Annotated in this window: 13 protein-coding genes; 7 read left to right on the top strand and 6 right to left on the bottom strand. The window is 70.1% G+C overall.

The window, feature by feature from the left end; genetic code table 11:
* Nucleotides 1-58 precede the first annotated feature (58 nt).
* Nucleotides 59-1,396 carry an amidase gene (locus tag ABZ382_RS12580; RefSeq protein WP_357088715.1) on the bottom strand — a complete coding sequence of 446 codons (1,338 nt, stop codon included), beginning with the start codon at nucleotides 1,394-1,396 and terminating at the stop codon, nucleotides 59-61.
* Between the two features lie 328 nt (nucleotides 1,397-1,724).
* Here ABZ382_RS12580 and ABZ382_RS12575 point away from each other — a divergent pair, with 328 nt between their 5' ends.
* From ABZ382_RS12575 to ABZ382_RS12565, 3 genes are read left to right on the top strand one after another with little or no spacing between them, the layout of a single operon-like run.
* Nucleotides 1,725-4,298, top strand: a complete 2,574-nt coding sequence (locus tag ABZ382_RS12575; protein ID WP_357087529.1) for a serine/threonine-protein kinase — start codon at nucleotides 1,725-1,727, stop codon at nucleotides 4,296-4,298.
* Complete coding sequence (locus tag ABZ382_RS12570; protein WP_357087527.1) at nucleotides 4,295-6,550, top strand: protein kinase; 2,256 nt, start codon at nucleotides 4,295-4,297, stop codon at nucleotides 6,548-6,550. The genes ABZ382_RS12575 and ABZ382_RS12570 overlap by 4 nt, the downstream gene beginning before the upstream one ends.
* Nucleotides 6,551-6,569: 19 nt before the next feature.
* Entirely contained in the window at nucleotides 6,570-7,256 is a 687-nt protein-coding gene (locus ABZ382_RS12565) for a nucleoside/nucleotide kinase family protein (RefSeq protein WP_357087524.1), read from the top strand.
* A 4-nt stretch (nucleotides 7,257-7,260) separates the two neighbouring features.
* Here ABZ382_RS12565 and ABZ382_RS12560 read toward each other — a convergent pair whose 3' ends face one another.
* Genes ABZ382_RS12560 through ABZ382_RS12550 form a run of 3 tightly spaced genes read right to left on the bottom strand, consistent with a single transcriptional unit; the run spans nucleotide 7,261 to nucleotide 10,639 of the window.
* Nucleotides 7,261-8,154, bottom strand: coding sequence for a PfkB family carbohydrate kinase (locus ABZ382_RS12560; RefSeq protein WP_357087522.1), 894 nt, complete (start codon nucleotides 8,152-8,154; stop codon nucleotides 7,261-7,263).
* Nucleotides 8,155-8,174: 20 nt separating this feature from the next.
* Nucleotides 8,175-9,005, bottom strand: a complete 831-nt coding sequence (locus tag ABZ382_RS12555; RefSeq protein WP_357087520.1) for an SDR family oxidoreductase — start codon at nucleotides 9,003-9,005, stop codon at nucleotides 8,175-8,177.
* Complete coding sequence (locus ABZ382_RS12550; protein WP_357087517.1) at nucleotides 9,005-10,639, bottom strand: aldehyde dehydrogenase family protein; 1,635 nt, start codon at nucleotides 10,637-10,639, stop codon at nucleotides 9,005-9,007. Before ABZ382_RS12550 ends, ABZ382_RS12555 begins: the two co-directional genes overlap by 1 nt.
* A gap of 156 nt (nucleotides 10,640-10,795) precedes the next feature.
* On the opposite strand from ABZ382_RS12550, the gene ABZ382_RS12545 reads away from it, so the two are divergent.
* Nucleotides 10,796-12,061, top strand: a complete 1,266-nt coding sequence (locus ABZ382_RS12545; protein WP_357087514.1) for a helix-turn-helix domain-containing protein — start codon at nucleotides 10,796-10,798, stop codon at nucleotides 12,059-12,061.
* Between the two features lie 11 nt (nucleotides 12,062-12,072).
* On the opposite strand, the gene ABZ382_RS12540 is transcribed toward ABZ382_RS12545, so the two are convergent.
* On the bottom strand, nucleotides 12,073-12,342 hold the full coding sequence (locus ABZ382_RS12540; RefSeq protein WP_213559021.1) for a DUF2277 family protein: 270 nt from the start codon (nucleotides 12,340-12,342) through the stop codon (nucleotides 12,073-12,075).
* A gap of 194 nt (nucleotides 12,343-12,536) precedes the next feature.
* Here ABZ382_RS12540 and ABZ382_RS12535 point away from each other — a divergent pair, with 194 nt between their 5' ends.
* A complete protein-coding gene (locus ABZ382_RS12535; RefSeq protein WP_357087511.1) occupies nucleotides 12,537-13,361 on the top strand; it encodes a DUF1266 domain-containing protein in 825 nt (274 codons plus the stop codon).
* Between the two features lie 58 nt (nucleotides 13,362-13,419).
* On the opposite strand, the gene ABZ382_RS12530 is transcribed toward ABZ382_RS12535, so the two are convergent.
* Nucleotides 13,420-14,286, bottom strand: coding sequence for a hypothetical protein (locus ABZ382_RS12530; RefSeq protein WP_357087508.1), 867 nt, complete (start codon nucleotides 14,284-14,286; stop codon nucleotides 13,420-13,422).
* Nucleotides 14,287-14,653: 367 nt separating this feature from the next.
* On the opposite strand from ABZ382_RS12530, the gene ftsH reads away from it, so the two are divergent.
* Nucleotides 14,654-17,014, top strand: coding sequence for an ATP-dependent zinc metalloprotease FtsH (ftsH, locus tag ABZ382_RS12525; protein WP_357087506.1), 2,361 nt, complete (start codon nucleotides 14,654-14,656; stop codon nucleotides 17,012-17,014).
* A 153-nt stretch (nucleotides 17,015-17,167) separates the two neighbouring features.
* Complete coding sequence (gene folE / locus ABZ382_RS12520) at nucleotides 17,168-17,791, top strand: GTP cyclohydrolase I FolE (protein ID WP_357087503.1); 624 nt, start codon at nucleotides 17,168-17,170, stop codon at nucleotides 17,789-17,791.
* Nucleotides 17,792-17,796 lie beyond the last annotated feature (5 nt).

Here is a 17,796-nt window from a genome sequence, read left to right as displayed (position 1 = left end):
AGCGCCGCGTCACTTCGGTGACGCGGCGCTGTCGTGTGTCCGGGGGACGGTCAGGACGTCAGGAGACCGTGCGCTGCCAGGGGTGGGCGGCCTCGATCTGGGCGGCCAGCCGCAGGATGGTGGCCTCGCTGCCGGGCGGGCCCGCGATCTGCGCCGCCACCGGGGTGCCGGAGCGCGGGTGCAGGCCCATCGGAACGGAGATGGCGGGCCAGCCGACCAGATTCCACAGCGGCGTGAACGGCGAGAACTTCACGTTGGCAAGCACATTCGCCAGCCACGGCCGCGAATGCCAGCGGCGGGCGCGCGGCGCGGGGGTGGCCAGCGTGGGCGTGATGACCACGTCGTAGCGCTCGAAGTAGTCCAGCAGCCGCGACTCCACCCGGTCGACCTGCGCGGCCCGCAGCAGACCCGACTTCAGCACCGTCCGGCCCAGCGCCACGTGGGTGCGGGTGCGGCGCTGCAGCCGGTCCGGGTGCGGCACGGTCGCGGCCTCGCGGGCGGCATTGGCCAGCCAGCGCAGCAGCAGCGCGAAAGTCACGCCCTGGTAAGGGAGTTCGGCCACGCCGATGATGTGCCCGGCCAGCGAGGCGGCCGCCGCGGCCTTGTCGGCGGCCGCGGTCCAGGCCAGGTCGACGTGGGTGAGCGGCGTCGGGGCCCCGGTCGCGAGGCCGATGCGCAGGGTCTGCGGGGTGTCCAGGTCGGCCAGGTCGGGGCGGTCCGCCAGCACCGACAGCATGAGTGCGGTATCGGCGACAGTCGTTGCGAGAACGCCGTTCTCGGTCATTCCGCCCCACGAGTCGATGCCCACGTCCGCGGGCACCAGGCCGCGGCCCGGCTTCATGCCGACCACGCCGGAGCAGGCCGCCGGGATGCGCACCGAGCCGAGTCCGTCATTGCCGTGCGCGATCGGCACCATGCCGGAGCCGACCGCCGCGCCGGAACCGCCCGACGACCCGCCCGCCGAGTAGCGGGTGTTCCAGGGGCTGCGGGTGATGCTGCCCGGACCGTCGGTGACGCCCCACAGCCCGAACTCGGGCATGTGGGTGATCCCGACGACCACCGCGCCCGCCGCTCGCAGCCGCCGCACCACGGCGTGATCGCCGGTGGCCGCCAGATCGGCCCCGGACAGCGACCCGCCCCGGGTCACCTCGCCCGCGACGTCGATATTGTTCTTGACCGCGACCGGCACCCCCGCCAGCGGCAGCATGTCCAGATCGGCCCGTTCGGCGACGGCGCGGGCCTCGGCGCGCGCGGCTTCCTCACGGACCAGGCAGAAGGCGTTCAGCTTCCGATCGCGGGCGCGGATCCGGGTCAGCGCGGCCTCGACGGCGTCCTCGGGGGACAGGGTGCCGTTCTGGACCGCGGTGGCGACGCCGATCGCGGTGGTCGGGTCCATCGGGGGACGGTCGGACGGGGTGTCGGAATCGGGCGTGTCGGCTCCCCCGTCTCGCGCGTTTCGTGCCACCGCTTCCTCCTCGGCGGCGTCGGCCGCGGCGATCTCCGCCGCTAATGCCGTGCCCTCGTCGTACATGCTGGTCTTCCCCCGTCGCATCGTGTCGAAATCGGGTGATCCGCTCGTGGCCCGCAAGTTATCATTCCGGCTATTGGTCGGGGATGATGGTGTGGGGTGTGGCGGGTTCTTTGTCCCAATCTCAGAATCCTTGACATCCCCGGATCGACAGTGCGGATTGACGACATCCGTGCCGAGCCAGATGGGTGCGGACATGGCTTCTGGTTCCGACCACCGTTCCGGCGCGTACTCGGCCGGAATCGAATCGAGCGCGGTCGTCGCCTTCGCGGCGGCCTGGGACACCGCTGCGGCCCCGCCCAGCATCGCCGACTATCTGCCCGACGCCAGCACGCTGCGCCGGGACGCCCTGCTGGAACTGATCCGCGTCGACATGCGCCACCGCTGGCTGCGGCGCACCACCGGGGAACCGGCCACCCCGCCCAAACGACTGCGCGACTACAGCGCCGAATTCCCCGAGCTCACACTGGCCGACCTGCCCGCCGGGCTGGTGTACGAGGAGTTCGTCATCCGCCGCCACAGCGGCGAGCGCGTGGATCCGCGCGACTGCCTGCGCGAGTACCCGGATCAGGCGGGCGAGCTGCGGCAGCTGCTCAATGCCGACGACGAGGACCAGAGCACCCGCCGCGCCGGGCCCGGCGAATCCACCCGCGGCGATTTCGAGCTGGACGCGTCCACCCGCGGCGCCTGGCTCGACGAGTCCACCCGGCTCCCGATCGAGGCCACCACCCGCACCGGGCCGCCGGTCGACGGCGACACCACCCGGGTGCCCGACGCGAGCGAACTGACCCAGTACGAGGACCCCTCGCAGTTGGTCGGCGACCCGGCCGATCCGACCCGCGCCACCGGCGGGGTCGCCACCACGCCCGACACCGGCGCGTTGCTCGACCGCATCGAGATCGGCCAGCGCATCGATGATTTCGACCTGCTGACCAGCCTCGGTTCCGGCGCGTTCGCCCGCGTCTTCCTGGCCCGGCAGCGCTCCCTGCAGCGCCTGGTCGCGGTGAAGATCTCCGCCGACCACGGCACCGAGCCGCAGACCCTGGCCCAGCTCGACCACGACTACATCGTGCGCGTGTTCGACCAGCGCCTGCTCTCGGACGTGCGCACCGAATCCGGGCGGCGGCTGCGGCTGCTCTACATGCAGTTCCTGCCCGGCGGCACCCTGCTCGGCGTGCTGCGCTGGGTGCGCGCCACCCCGCCCGCCGAACGCAGCGGGCAGCTGCTGCTGGACGCGGTGGACGCCGCCATGGAGGAGAAGGGCGAGATCCGGCCCACCGACTCCAGCGTGCGCGCCGAACTGGCCGGGCTGAGCTGGCCGGAAACCGTCGCGTGGCTGGGCCGCAGACTGGCCGAGGCGCTGGACTACGCGGACTCACACGGGGTGCTGCACCGCGACGTGAAACCCGCGAACGTGCTGCTCACGGCCGAGGCCGTGCCGAAACTGGCCGACTTCAATATCAGTTTCAGCCGCAATCTGGACAGTTCCAGCCCGGTCTCCTACTTCGGTGGTTCGCTGTCCTACATGTCTCCGGAACAGCTGGAAGCCTGCCATCCGGCGGCCGCGACCAGTGCCGCCGACCTGGACACCCGCGCGGACATCTTCTCCCTCGGGGTGGTGCTGTGGGAGCTGCTCACCGGGGCCAAACCGTTCGACGACTCCACCGCCGGACCCGGCGACCACGGCGACCGGACCACCCTCGAGGCCATGCTCGCCCGCCGCCGCAGCGGCGTCGACACCGTGGCCCTGGACCGGGTGCCGCCCGACTGCCCGGCCGCGCTGCGCCGGGTCCTGCTCACCTGTCTGGCGCCCGACCGCGACCAACGCTGGAGCAGCGGCGCCGTCCTGGCCGGCCAGCTCGAGATGTGCTTGGACGAACGCGCCCGCGACCTGGTCGACCCGCCCCCGCACAGCTGGCGGAGGCGGTTGCGGCCGTGGCTGATTCCGCTCGTCACGCTGGCCGTCGCGATACCGAACACGCTGGCCTCGCTGTACAACATCGCGCACAACCGGGCCTTCATCATCAGCCACCTGTCCGAGTCCGCCATGCGCACCTTCTACCTCACCACCACCACGGTGAACCTGGTGTTCTTCCCGCTCGGCACGGCCGTCATCGCCTACCTGTGCTGGTCGGTGGTCGTGGTGCCGCGCGGGCTGCGCAAGGGCCGGGTATACGACGCCGAGACGCTGCGCAGAGCCCGGGCGGATGTGCTGCTCGCCGGGGAACGCATCTCCTTGGTGGTGTTCGGGCTGTGGGTGGTCGCGGGCTTCACCTTCCCGCTGGTGCTGCGCATGACCGCCACCGATCTCCCGGTGCGCGGTGTCGTGCACTTCCTGGTGTCGCTGGTGGTGTGCGGGGCGATCGCGGTGGCGTACCCGTTCTTCCTGGTCGCCTTCTATCTGGTGCGGTGCATCTATCCGATGTTCCTGCGACACGGCGACATCAGCAGCGAGGACGCGGTGTGGCTGCACCGGCTGGGCCGCCGCTGCACCACCTATCTGGCGGTGGCGGCGTCGGTGCCGCTGCTCGCGGTCGCGGGCGTGACGTTCCTGCCGCCGGAGGACATTCCCAAGGTGATCGTGGCGGTGCGGGTGCTCAGCGTCGGCGGGATCGCCGCGTTCGTGCTGATCTACGCCATCTTCCGGGCCCTCGAAGCGGACCTCGCGGCGCTGGAACGCGTGGTCGCCCCGGCCCGCTCGGTCCGCCCGGCCGGCGACGGCACGACCGCGGCGTCCGGCACCGATGGCGACCCGGGTGCCGCTCCGTGAGCGAGCTCTCCGCCCGAGCTCTCGCCCGCTTCTCCGCCGACTGGGAATCAACCCTGCGCGGCGACCGCCAGGAACCGCCGCCCCTGGCCGGGTACCTGCCCGACGGGCGCGCGGTCCGGCTCGAGGTGCTCACCGACCTGGTCCGCGTCGACATGCGGCAGCGCTGGCGGCGCGCCGGACTGGAGAAGCGGATCGCGGAGTACCGCAAGGAATTCCCGGAGATGGGAACCAGCCCGGCCTTCGCGGACCTGGTGTGCGAGGAGTACGTGGCCCGCAGCCGCTTCCGGCCCCTCGACGTGGACAGCTTCACCGCCGAGTACCCCGAGGTCGCCACCGAGATCCGTCGCCGCTTCACCGGGGAGACCCCGCCGCCCCCGCCGCCGGTGCTGCCCGAGGGCATCGAAACCGGTCGCCGCCTCGACGATTTCGACCTGCTCACCGACCTCGGCGGCGCCGACTACAGCCGCATGTTCCTGGCCCGGCAGCGCTCCATGCAGCGACTGGTCGCGGTCCGGGTGGAGGCGGGCGCGGACAGCGACACCGACACCGTCGCCCAGCTCGACCACCAGTACATCGTGCGCGTCTTCGACCAGCGGCTGATCGCGGACGGCAGCACCGGGAAACCACTGCGACTGCTGTACATGCAGTACGTGCCCGGCGGCACCGCCGAGGGCGTGCTCGCCCAGCTGCGCCGCGAAGCCCAGCCGGCGGGCAACGGCGGCAAATCCGGCGGTCGCATGATCCACCGCACCGCCCCCGCCACGAACGGACTGCCCGACGGCGGACTACTGCTGCGCGCCATCGATTCCGCCATGGAGGCCAAGGGCGAGAGCCGCCCGTCCGGATCACCGGTGCGGACCGATATCGCCGCCCTGAGCTGGCCCGAAACCGTGGCCTGGGTGGGGCGACGGCTCGCCGAGGCACTCGAATACGGGGAACGGCAAGGGGTGCTGCACCACGACATCCGGCCCGCCAATGTGCTGTTCACGGCCGAAGGGGTGCCGAAACTCGCGGATTTCGCACTGGGGCCGATGTATTGGAGCACCGGGTTCCTCGGTGCCAGGAGCGCGAGCGCGAATGGTGCGGGGGCGCTGCGGTATCGGTCGCCGGAAGCGCTGCGGGCCGTGCTGGATTCGGCCGCGCCGTCGCCCGGACCCGCCAGCGACATCTACTCGCTCGGCGTGGTGCTGTGGGAAATGCTCACCGGCACACTGCCGTTCGACGATCCCGAGACCGGGACCGAGGCCGTGCCGGCGATGCTGGCCCGCCGTATGGCCGGGGTGCCCGCGGCGGCCATGGACAACCTGCCCCCGGACACTCCCGCCACCCTGCGGCGCGTGCTGCTGGAATGCCTGCGCCCCGACGCGTCCCGGCGTTGGCAGAGCGGCGGTCAGCTGGCCGGGCAGCTGGACCTGTGCCTGGACCCCGACGCCCGGGATCTGATCGACCCGCCCGCGCACAGTCTGTGGGCGCGGTTGCGGAGCTGGCCGGTGCCGATCGCGGTGCTGTGCGTGGGTCTGCCGAACGCACTGGCCAGTTGGTACAACATTCGGATCAACAAGAGCCTCATCGTGGATGAGCTGTCGGCGTCGGATCAGTACCGGTTCGAGCAGGTGGCGTTGATCAACAATCTGGCCGCCTTCCCGGTGGCCGCGCTGCTGCTGTTGTGGCTGGCGCGGCGACCGCTCACGGTTTCGTACCGGCTGGGCCGCGGCCACGAGTACACCCCGGACCAGCTGGCCCGCGCCCGGGCGGACACGCTGCTGCTCGGGGAGCGGGTGGTGTGGGTGCCGTTCGCCTTGTGGCTGATAGCCGGAATCGCGTGGCCGCTGGCGCTGGCCGGTGCGGGAGCGCGCCTGCCGCACATGGCTTTCGTGCATTTCTTCACGGCGCAGGTGGTGTGCGCGACCATCGCGCTGGCCTATCCGTTCTTCCTGATCATGGTGTATTCGGTGCGGTCGCTGTATCCGCAGTTATTGGCGCGCGGTTCGGTGGGGCACGAGGATCGGCGGCAGCTGGCGGCGCTGGCGCGGCGCAGCAATTTCTATCTGGCCGCGGCGGCGTCGGTGCCGCTGCTCGGGGTCGCGTCGGTGACGTTCGTGTCGACCGACGATCTGGGGTTGGTGATCGTGCCGCTGCGCATTCTCAGTGTGGGCGGCGTGCTGGCGTTCGTGGTGATCTACCGGTTGTCGCGAATGCTGGAAGCCGATCTGGGGGCGCTGGTTCGCGCCATTCCCGAAGGCGGGCACTGATTCCCCGTAGGCTCGTGGGGTGGCGATACGTGGCAGTGTCGAAACCTCCTTGGCGGAGTTGGCGGCGCGTGTCCGCCGGCGTGCTGAAGGTCATTCCGGTCGGTTTCTGCTGGGTATCGCGGGCCCGCCCGGGGCGGGCAAATCCACCCTCGCCCGCGGCATCCGCGACGAACTGAACCTGGCCGCCGGGACCGCCGTCGCCGAAGTCGCGCCCATGGACGGCTTCCACCTCACCAACGACCGGCTGCGCGCCGCCGGAATCCTGGACCGCAAGGGCGAACCGGAGACCTTCGACGCCGAAGGCTATGCGGCGCTGCTCCGAACGCTCCGCGACGCCACGCCCGGCACCCCGGTGCCCTGGCCCACCTACGACCGCGACCTGCACGAACCGGTGCCCGGCGGCGTCGTCTTCGACCACCACACGATCGTCGTCACCGAGGGCAACTACCTGCTCCTCGACGACCGTTCCCACCCGGGCTGGGCCGCCGTCCGCCCGCAGCTCGACGAGGCCTGGTACCTGGACGTGCCGCGCCCGATCATCGAACAACGCCTGCTGCGCCGACATATTCGCGGCGGCCGCACCCCCGCGGCCGCCCGCGACAAGGTGATGAACAGCGACCTGCGCAATGCCGTCCTGGTCGAATCCACCCGCGGCCGAGCCGATCTGGTGCTCCGGAAAGCGGGACGCGGCTACCGCATCGACTGAGCGGTCACCGCGCCGGTCGAGTATCGAAGTGCCGCATCCATTCCCGGGTGCCGACGTAGCGGCAGGAGGCGCCGGCCACGACGGCAGCCTCGCGCAGTGCGGCCGGGAAGTCGGCGCCGCGTTCGTGGAAGTGGCAGAACGCGCCGTGCAGGATGTCGCCCGCCCCGAGCGTGTCGATCGCGGGTTCGACGGGAACCCGGATCTCGCCGCGGCCGCCCGGCGTCGAATAGCGGATCGGGCCGCCGCCCCCGGTGACCGCCACCAGCGCCGGGCCCACCGCGTGCAGGTGGTCGAACACCTCATCCGCCGAATCCGCCGCTACTCCAGGCGGAGTGAAGGCACTCGAGCAGATCGCGATATCCACGATCGGCAGCAGTTCGGCATGCACCGGCCGCCAGCGTCCGGCATCGAGGACCACGGGCACCCCCGCCGCCCGAGCCGCGGTCGCGAGTCGCACGGCATGGTCGGGGTAGTGGCCGTCCACCAGCAGCAGCGATGCGTCCGCGACCGTCTCCGCGGTCGAGTCGTCGAGTCCCGGATGGATCCGCGAGCCGTCCAGCGACACGATGGTCCGGGTGGCCGCCGCCGTGGCGACGATGATCGAGGACACCGGCGGTTGCTGATCGCCGTCCGGGGTGAGGTCCACGGTGGTGACGCCGTGCTGCCGCAGCTCACCCCGGATCAGTTCCGCCAGTGGGTGTTTCCCCAGCGCGGTGACCAGCGTGGGGTGTGCGCCGGACAGGAACGCGTAGGCGACCGCCGCATTGGCGGCGGGTCCGCCCGCGCCCAGGAACAGGTCGGCGGCCTGGGTCTTGGAGTCCTCGGCGGGATACCGGTCGACGGCATAGGCGAGATCCAATGTCGACAATCCGGCGAAAACCGCACTCCTGCTTCCCATGCCGCCGACCCTACGGCGAGCTAGTCGCGCACCCGATGCTCGTAGGCCTTGCGCGCGTCGCCGTCCACGTCGTCGAGGAAGGCGGTCTGCGAGCCCAGCGCCCGCCCGATGGCGTCACCCACGAACTGCGGCAGTAGCCCCACGGCCTGTGCGATGATCCCCGCCACCGCGGTGACCCGCGCCTTCGCCTTGGGCGCCACGATCAGCTTGGCGATGGCGTCCGCGATCTCCTCCGGTTCGGCGGCGCGCATCAGCTTGGGCAGTGAAACCCCGGAGCCCAGTTCGGTTTTGGTGAGCGTGGGCAGCACCGAGGAGAACTCGAGCCCGGTGCCCCGGTACTCCTCGCGCAGGGTGTCGGTGAAGCCGAGCACCGCGTGCTTGCTGGCGTTGTAGGTGGCCAGTCCGGGAATGTGGCTCTCGCCCGCCAGCGACGCGATATTGATGACGTGCCCGCGCCCGCGCGGCAGCATGCGGGCGATGCCCAGCTTGGAGCCGAGGATCACGCCGTACACATTGATGTCGAGGATGCGGCGGGTGATCTGGTCCGGTTCGTCCACCACGCGTCCGGTGGGCATGATCCCGGCATTGTTGATCAGCACGTCGATCGGGCCGAGCCGGCGTTCCACCTCGTCGAGGAAGCCCTCGAAGGACTGCTGGTCGGTGACGTCCAGTTTGTCGTAGACGTCGAAATCCCGTGCCGCGCCGGACTCCTTGACGGTGGTCTCGTCGATGTCGCCGATGGCGATCTTCGCGCCGAGGGCCTGCAGGGCGGTGGCGGTGGCCAGGCCGATGCCGCGCGCGCCGCCGGTGATCACCACGACCTTGCCGGCGATGGTTCCGAAGTCGGTCATCACAGCCCCCGCACGGTCTTGACGATGGCGGGCACGTTCAGGCGCCGCAGCCCGCGGGTGCCCGCGGCGCGCATGGCGCTCATGGCGAACATCAGCTTGGGCGGCGAGTACGGGAACCACAGCGGTTCCTTGGTCATGGTGGGCAGGATCGGCTTGGTGATGGCCTGCTGGCGGCAGTACTTGCGCACGCCGTTGGGGCCGCCCCAGCGCGCGCCGGTGCCGGACAGGCCCCAGCCGCCCATGGGCAGCGCGAAGCTGAACATATTGGCGAACACGTCGTTGATATTGACCGCGCCCGCGTTCAGCTGGCGCGCAACGCGTTCCGCGCGATCGTTGTCGCCCGACCACACCGACGCGGACAGGCCGTAGATCGAATCATTGGCCAGCCGAATGGCTTCCGCCTCGTTGGCGACCTTCATGACCGGCAGGGTGGGGCCGAAGGTCTCCTCGGTCATACAGGTCATGGTGTGGTCCACGTCGGCGAGAACGGTCGGCTCGAACAGGGTGCCGACGCCGGTCCGCTTGCCGCCGGTGGTGATTCGCGCACCCGCCTTGACGGCTTCCTCGACGTGCCGCTGCACGATCTGGGCCTGGTTCTCGTTGGCCAGCGCGCCCATGTCGTACTGCGGCTTGCGGCCGTCCACGCCCTGGCGGACCTCCTTGACCGCGGCGGTCAGCTTCGCCAGGAACTCGTCGTACACAGCGGCTTCCACGTACACGCGCTCCACCGAGATGCACACCTGCCCGGCGTTGAACAGCCCGCCGAAGGCGATGCCGTGCGCCGCCCGGTCCAGGTCGGCGTCGGCCAGCACGATGGCCGGGTCCTTGCCGCCGAGCTCCAGGCTGAACGGGATCATCCGCTCGGTGCAGGCCGCGGCGATCTTGCGGCCGGTGGCGGTGGAACCGGTGAACTGGATGTAGTCGGCAGTGCCGACCACGGCCGCGCCGGTCTCGCCCGCGCCGGTGACGACCTCGAACACCGGGGGCGCGCCGATCTCACGCCAGCCGCGCGCCAGTTCGACGGCCGAGAGCGGGGTCACCTCGGAGGGCTTGAGGATGACCGCCGCGCCGGCGGCCAGCGCCGGGATGACATCGATGACCGGCATGGCCAGCGGGAAGTTCCACGGGGTGATCACGCCGACCACCGGGTACGGGCGGAAGACGGTGGTCAGCTGCTTGACCCGGGCCAGCGGGCTGTGCGGCGACGGGTGTTCGTCGGCCAGGAATTTCGCGGCGCGGCGGGCGTAGTAGCCGGTGAGGTCGACCGAGAAGGCCGGGTCGATGAGCGAGTCCACGCGGGCCTTGCCGGTCTCGGACTGCAGCACGTCGGCCAGATGGTCGGTGTTGTCGACCAGCCAGTCCTGGAGCTTTAGCAGCCACTCCTTGCGGCCGTCGGGGCCGAGGGCCTCCCAGGCGGGCTGGTGGGCGCGCAGTTCGCGGACCTTGGCCGCGACGGTGTCGGCCGAGTCGATCGGGACCGTCCCGGCGAGCGCCCCGGTCGCGGGGTTGCGGACCTCGAGCTCGGTGGCCGGCTTCGGGGTCTCGGGCCGCGGGGCGGCCTTGGTCGCGGTCGCGGCTGCCTTGCGGGTCCCGGTCTTGCGAGCGGTGCCCGCGGCGGGTTCGGTATTGGTCACGATGTGCCTCTCCCCATGCGCTACGTTGCGATGGCGAACTGTGTGCCAGCTCACCGGACTATGATCGTGACACAATTTCGCGAGCCCATGCTTGGCCAATCGGGTCAATAGTTCCGGTCGGTTTTGTGCTCGGAGTACAAACCCCGGAGGTGCCCCGTGACGACGACGCTGAACAGCGCCGAGATCCGGCAATGGATCGCCGATTTCGTCGCCGAGACCCTGCCCGCCGAAACCCTCGAACAGGTCGTCACCCGCCTCGACAACGCGATCATCGCCCGCATCCCCGAACTGCGTGACCGCGATATGCGCCGCGACCTGGCCGCCAGCAGCCGCGCCCACGCCGTCGCCGTGCTCAGCGGCCTCACCCAGGACCGCTTCGACTACCCGGTCCCCGAGGAAGCCCACGCCTTCGCCCGGACCGTCGCCCGCCGCGGCTACGACGTGCGCCTGTTGCTGCGCGTCTACCACCTCGGCCAGGAAGCCTGCATCGACTACATGACCGAGGTGCTCGAACAGCGGCAGCTGCCGCGCGATATCGAAAGATCGCTGCTGCTACGGCTTTTCGATCGCACCACGCGCTGGGTCAGCACCTCGGTCGAAACCCTCACCGACACCTACATGGCCGAACGCGAACGCGGTCTGCGCGCCGCCCTCACCCAGCGCGCCGAGATCGTGCGCAGCCTGCTCGACGGGGCCGACGTGGACACCGAGAGCGCGTCCGCCCGGCTCGGATACCGGCTCGGCCAACGGCATCTGGCGCTGGTGGTGTGGACCGACGAGGATGCCGCGCCGTTGCCGTCCGACGGCAGCGGCGAGGCGGTGGGCCGGCTCGACCGGATCGTGGCCCGATTCGCGGGCACGCTCGGCAACGGCAGCCTGCTCACCGTGCCCTCCGGCGCTACCGCGCTGTGGGCCTGGATCGGCGTGGACGGCGACGGGGTGTCCGGCCCGGCGATTCCCGGGCCGGACGATCCGGTGTGGTCGGTGGACGCCCCCGTGCGCGTGGCGGTCGGCGTGCCCGCCGCGCACACCGCCGGATTCCGGGCCAGCCACCGCGAGGCGGTCGCGGCCCGGCAGGTCGCCGAACGGGCCCGGCCGGGTACGCCGCGGGTGCTGCACTACTCGGAGGTGGAGGTCGCCTATCTGGCGGGAACCGACGAGGCCGCGATGCGGTCGCTCATCGAACGGGAACTGGGCGCACTCGCCGCGCCCGACCCGCAGTCGGCGCGATTGCGCGAAACCTTGCATGCCTATCTCCGAGCCCGGCGCAGCCCCGACGCGGCCGCGAAAACGCTCGGCGTGCACAAGAACACGGTGCGATACCGCATTCAGCGCATAGAAGAACTACTCGGTCACTCACTCGACCAGCGCGGACCTCGGCTGGAGATCGCGCTCGACTGCGTGGCGGTGTACGGCGTGTGAATCGGCGAGCCTCAGCTCGCCTCCTCCGCGACGGCCTCCCGGGCGGCCCGGCGACGGGTGGGCGGTTCGCCCTCCGAGGCCCGGCGTTCCGGTAATTCGGCCAGCAATTGGGTGGTGGCGGCGGCGATCGCGGCGACCGCCTTGTCCACCGCGGTCTTGGTAGTCGTTGTCAATCCCGACACCCCGCCGACTTTCCGCACGTATTCCTGTGCGGCGGCATAGATTTCCTGCTCGGTGGCGGCCGGTGTGAGCCCGCGCAGCAGGGTGATGTTCCCACTCATGCCCCCAGAGGTTAGCGGCGGATTACCCGCTGTGACAGGGCAAGATTCAGACAATTGCGTGACTGTGTCGTGCCGGGTCCGCCGAAATTACGGACCGAATGGTTTGCCGATTATTCGCACCCGCCGCGACGGGTGTGGCAGACGCGATCGGCGAATAGGCGGCCACTCCAAGATCGATGGGGAACAATCGGGTTATGCCCGCCCGCGACGTACCCACGCTGACCACATTTCCCTATCCGGAGCTGGACCAGCGCGAAGACGATCATTGGTCCGGTGCGCAGGTCTCGGACGACGAACTGCGCGCACTCGCGCTCGGCGGCTTCTATTCGGCGCGCTGGGACGCCTTCCACGACGCGCTGCTGCTCGGACCCGAACGCGACCACCCCCTGGGTGATCGCCGCGAACTTGCCATCGACACCCTCACCGGCGCCTGGGGCATCACCGACGGCACCGAGGCCATGGCCTCGATGGAACAACTGCTCGACGGCATGCACGGCCCGCTCTACGCGCTCGTGCATCCACTCGTCATGGCGGCCATCAACTCCCCTGAACGGGACCGCTTCGGCGAACGCGCGGATCGTCATCGCGCCTTCCTACGCCAGGTCGGATCCTTCCGCGGCATGGAGAATCCCGAAGCCCTGGTCCGTGATTACGACATCTGGTCGCAGGCCATCAAACTCGGTCTCACCGATCACCTGGTCCGCCCGCTGCCCACCGATATCCAGGCCTGGGATCTGGCCCGCGTGGTGGCTGTCGCTCGCATGGCCTACACCGCCGGCTACCTCGACGCCGACGTCGCCTGGGATTACCTCATGCGGGCCCTGCCCCCGGCCCAGCGCAAATACCGCAACTGGCGGCAATTCGGCGACGCCTACCTGGCCGGGTGGACCTACTGGCAGGCCTGCGAGGACCTCGCGGAACTGAAATCCGGCGGCGTGGACCGGCGCATGGAATTGCTACGCCTGTGGATGCGGCCGACCAGCCCGTGGCGGCGCATCACATTGCAGCCGGACGAATAACTCCCCGGTTCGGGGGCCATTCGCCCCCAAACCCGCGTCCCGGTTCCGGCCGTGTCGATCAGTCCGGCAGGGACCGCAGAATTCCGCGGCCGTAGCGCTGGAACTGCGCGTCGTCGACCATGCCGAGCGAATGCCGCTCGACCAGCAATTCCCACTCCGAGTACAGCTTCGCCACGCCGGGATCGGCCGGCCCGGCCGCACCGTCGGCGACCTCGCGCTGAATGGCGAAATTCAACGCGCCCGCGACCCGATCGGTGTCGGCGCGATCGGTGCCGAGGAAATTCCAGATCAGATTGCCGTCACTGACCTCGAAACCGTATTCGCCCGGCGCCGAGTCCGCCGCGTCCTCGTCGTCGGTGGTGCGAGCCCACAACAGGGTCGCGATCGGCAGTTCGTGGGCGAAACGCTTGCCCGAGCCGAGCGCCACGAAGATCAGCCGCGTGGTGGTGACCGCGAGCAGGCCGGTGGCCTTGGGCGCGGGCGCCTGCGCGGTGACCAGGGCGGTCTCCAGCACGTACTCGCCGGGCGTGACGAAGCGCTGCAAGGCCGCGATCGCGGGCTTGGCGTCCCGCTTGGGGGCCATGCGCCGCACCGCGCGATCCACGTCGGCGCGGGCGGGCCCACCGCGACCCCAGGAGGGCGCGGGCGGGGTCAGATCGGGGGCGGCCACGTCCAGCCGCTGGGTGGCCAGGATCTGGTTGTTGATCCGCTCGACGATGACGGTCGCGGCGGGCACATCGTGTTCGGCGATGAGCACCGGCAGCGGGGTCCGGTCGGCGGGGACTCCGGTCAGGACCGGGGTGGGGTAGCGGAGATAGATCTCGATGACGACGGCGTCATCGGCGCGCCGGTTCAAACGCACCTTCAGCAGGTCGCTCACCGGCACGTCGAGCACGCGCTCGCCGTCCGTTCCAGGTCGCAGCACCGTCAACCGCCCGTTGCCATGACGCACAATCGCCGTGGGTGTCCGTAGCTCGACTATGTCCATACCCCCTGCGCTCTGTTGTGTCGCCACTCACGATGTAACGACCATGCCATGATTGTGACCACGAGGTCCGACACCAGGGGGTGATCGAACCGACGTGTTGCCGCAAGTGGTCGGGGAACCACCCGCGTTCTCCAGCCGTTTACCTGTTGAACTGCACTAGCTGCCGAACTGCGCGATGTAACGACTAGACCGTACGCGGTACCGTGGCATGTCCGCATCCGTTCGCCGGAACGGGCGTGCCCCGAAAGCACAGCAGGCAACCGGATACACCCCCCGGAAAGGACTGGCCTCCGGCCGACGCTCTATGACCCGCAAGAATGTGTTCCGCAACCTGGCCATAGTCGCGGGCTTTCTGCTCGTGATCTGGTTGGTCAGCTATTTCAGCAACGACACGCGCGGCTGGCATAGCGTCGATACTTCGGTGGCGCTGTCCCAGCTGCAGGACAAGCAGAATGTCGAATCGGTTCAGATCGACGACAAAGAACAGCAGCTGCGCATCACGCTGAAGAATCCCACCGACGCGACCAAGGGCGAGACCAAGCTGCTCGCCAAGTATCCGGGCGGCGGTGAGGTGTCCGCGCAGATGTTCAAGGCCGCGCAGGATTCCGGCGCCAAGGTGAACACCTCGGTCAAGCAGGACTCGTGGCTGAGCCAGATCCTGCTCTTCATGCTGCCCATGGTGATCCTGCTTGGCCTGTTCATCTTCGTGATGTCGCGCATGCAGGGCGGCGGCCGCGGCGGCATGATGGGCTTCGGCAAGTCGAAGGCCAAGCTGCTGTCGAAGGACATGCCCAAGACCACGTTCCAGGATGTGGCGGGCGCCGACGAGGCCATCGAAGAGCTCGAGGAGATCAAGGACTTCCTGCAGAACCCGGCGCGGTACCAGGCGCTGGGCGCGAAGATCCCCAAGGGCGTGCTGCTCTACGGCCCGCCCGGCACCGGAAAGACGTTGCTGGCCAAGGCCGTTGCCGGTGAGGCGGGCGTCCCGTTCTTCACCATCTCCGGTTCGGACTTCGTCGAGATGTTCGTCGGTGTCGGCGCCTCCCGCGTGCGCGACCTGTTCGATCAGGCCAAGCAGAACAGCCCCTGCATCATCTTCGTCGACGAGATCGACGCGGTCGGCCGCCAGCGCGGCGCGGGCCTGGGCGGCGGTCACGACGAGCGCGAGCAGACCCTGAACCAGTTGCTGGTCGAGATGGACGGCTTCGGTGAGCGCACCGGCGTCATCATCATGGCGGCCACCAACCGGCCCGACATCCTGGACCCGGCGCTGCTGCGCCCGGGCCGTTTCGACCGGCAGATCCCGGTCGGCAACCCGGACCTGAAGGGCCGGCGCGCGATCCTGGCCGTGCACTCCAAGGGCAAGCCGATCTCGCCGGAAGCCGACCTGGACGGTCTGGCCAAGCGCACGGTCGGCATGTCGGGCGCGGATCTGGCGAACGTCATCAACGAGGCCGCGCTGCTCACCGCGCGCGTGCACGGCACCGTGATCACCGGTGCGGCACTGGAGGAGTCGGTCGACCGCGTCATCGGCGGTCCCCGCCGCAAGTCGCGGGTGATCAGCGAGCACGAGAAGAAGATCACCGCCTACCACGAGGCCGGTCACACCCTGGCCGCCTGGGCGATGCCCGACATCGAGCCCGTCTACAAGGTCACCATCCTGGCCCGCGGCCGCACCGGCGGCCACGCCATGACCGTGCCCGAGGACGACAAGGGCCTGATGACCCGCTCGGAGATGATCGCCCGCCTGGTGTTCGCCATGGGCGGTCGCGCGGCCGAGGAACTGGTGTTCCACGAGCCGACCACGGGCGCCTCGTCCGATATCGACCAGGCCACCAAGACCGCGAAGGCCATGGTCACCGAGTACGGCATGAGCGCCCGCCTGGGCGCGGTCCGCTACGGCCAGGACCAGGGTGACCCGTTCCTGGGCCGGTCCATGGGCACGAATTCGGACTACTCGCACGAGGTGGCTCGCGAGATCGACGAGGAGGTGCGCAACCTCATCGAGGCCGCGCACACCGAGGCCTGGTCGGTGCTCAACGACTACCGCGACGAGCTGGACTCGCTGGCCACCGCGCTGCTGGAACGCGAGACCCTGCACCGCAAGGACCTCGAGACCATTCTCGCCACCGTCGAGAAGCGGCCGCGCATCACGGCTTTCAACGATTTCGGCGAGCGCAAGCCGTCCGACCGCCCGCCGGTGAAGACGCCGCGCGAGCTGGCCGCCGAACGCGGTGAGCCGTTCCCGGAGGAGGAGTCGCGCCCGGCGGCGCAGCCCGCCAACGGGTACCCGGATCCGGCCTACGCCGGGGCGCAGCCGCAGTACGGCGGTGGCTATCCGGCTCCCGCGCCGCAGGGCTACCCGGCGGCGCCGCAGGCTCCGGCCTACCCGCGGCACGGCACGCCCACGCACGGTTCGCGTCCGGACTACGGCGCTCCGGCCGGCTGGTCCGCGCCGGGCTGGCCGCCGCAGGAGGACGAGAGTCAGTCCCCGCAGCCGCGCGGCGCGTACGGCGGCTGGGCGCCCGCGGGTAACCAGCGGTATCAGCCGGGCGGTCAGTACCAGCCGGGCTATCAGCAGCCGGAGGCCCCGGCCGCGCCGCCCGCCGCCGGGAATGACGAGGACGAGAAGAACGGTTGGGACGGACCGAACGGTCGTCGCTGACCGCGGTCCCGATACGCTCTAGGGGTTCGCGGCCCGGCTCGGGCGAGTTCGTTCGCGGGGCGATTGCCCACGCGAAGGAACTCGCCCGAGTGGCACGGCGACCGCGTCCAGGCCGCGTCTGTATGTGCGGCAAGTCAACACAGGAGGTGTCGATTGTCGGCCACCAACAATCGTGTCGTATCCGGCCCGATCGCGCTCGACACCGGTCGGCCGTTCGATCAGGAGCGTGCCGAGGCCGCTGTCCGCGAACTGCTGATCGCGGTCGGCGAGGACCCGGACCGTCCCGGTCTCGCCGATACCCCGGCCCGGGTGGCCCGGGCCTACCGCGAGATGTTCGCGGGCTTGTTCACCGATCCGTCCGACGTCCTCAACACGACGTTCGAGGAAGGGCACCAGGAACTGGTGCTGGTGCGCGACATCCCCATGTACTCGACCTGTGAACACCACCTGGTGGCGTTCCACGGCGTCGCACACGTCGGCTACATCCCCGGCCCGCACGGCCGGGTGACCGGTCTGTCCAAGCTGGCCCGCCTGGTCGACCTCTACGCCAAGCGCCCGCAGGTGCAGGAGCGGCTCACCTCCCAGATCGCCGACGCGGTGATGGAGAAGCTGGATCCGCGCGGCGCGATCGTGGTGATCGAGGCCGAGCACCTGTGCATGGCGATGCGCGGCATCCGCAAGCCGGGCGCGTCCACCACCACCTCGGCCGTGCGCGGCATGCTGCAGAGCAATGCCTCCTCGCGCGCCGAGGCCCTGGACCTCATTCTCCGAAAGTGAGGGTG

This window comes from Nocardia sp. NPDC005825 (assembly GCF_040630175.1).
Lineage (GTDB): Bacteria > Actinomycetota > Actinomycetes > Mycobacteriales > Mycobacteriaceae > Nocardia.
This window is presented reverse-complemented; position numbering and strand designations above follow the sequence as displayed.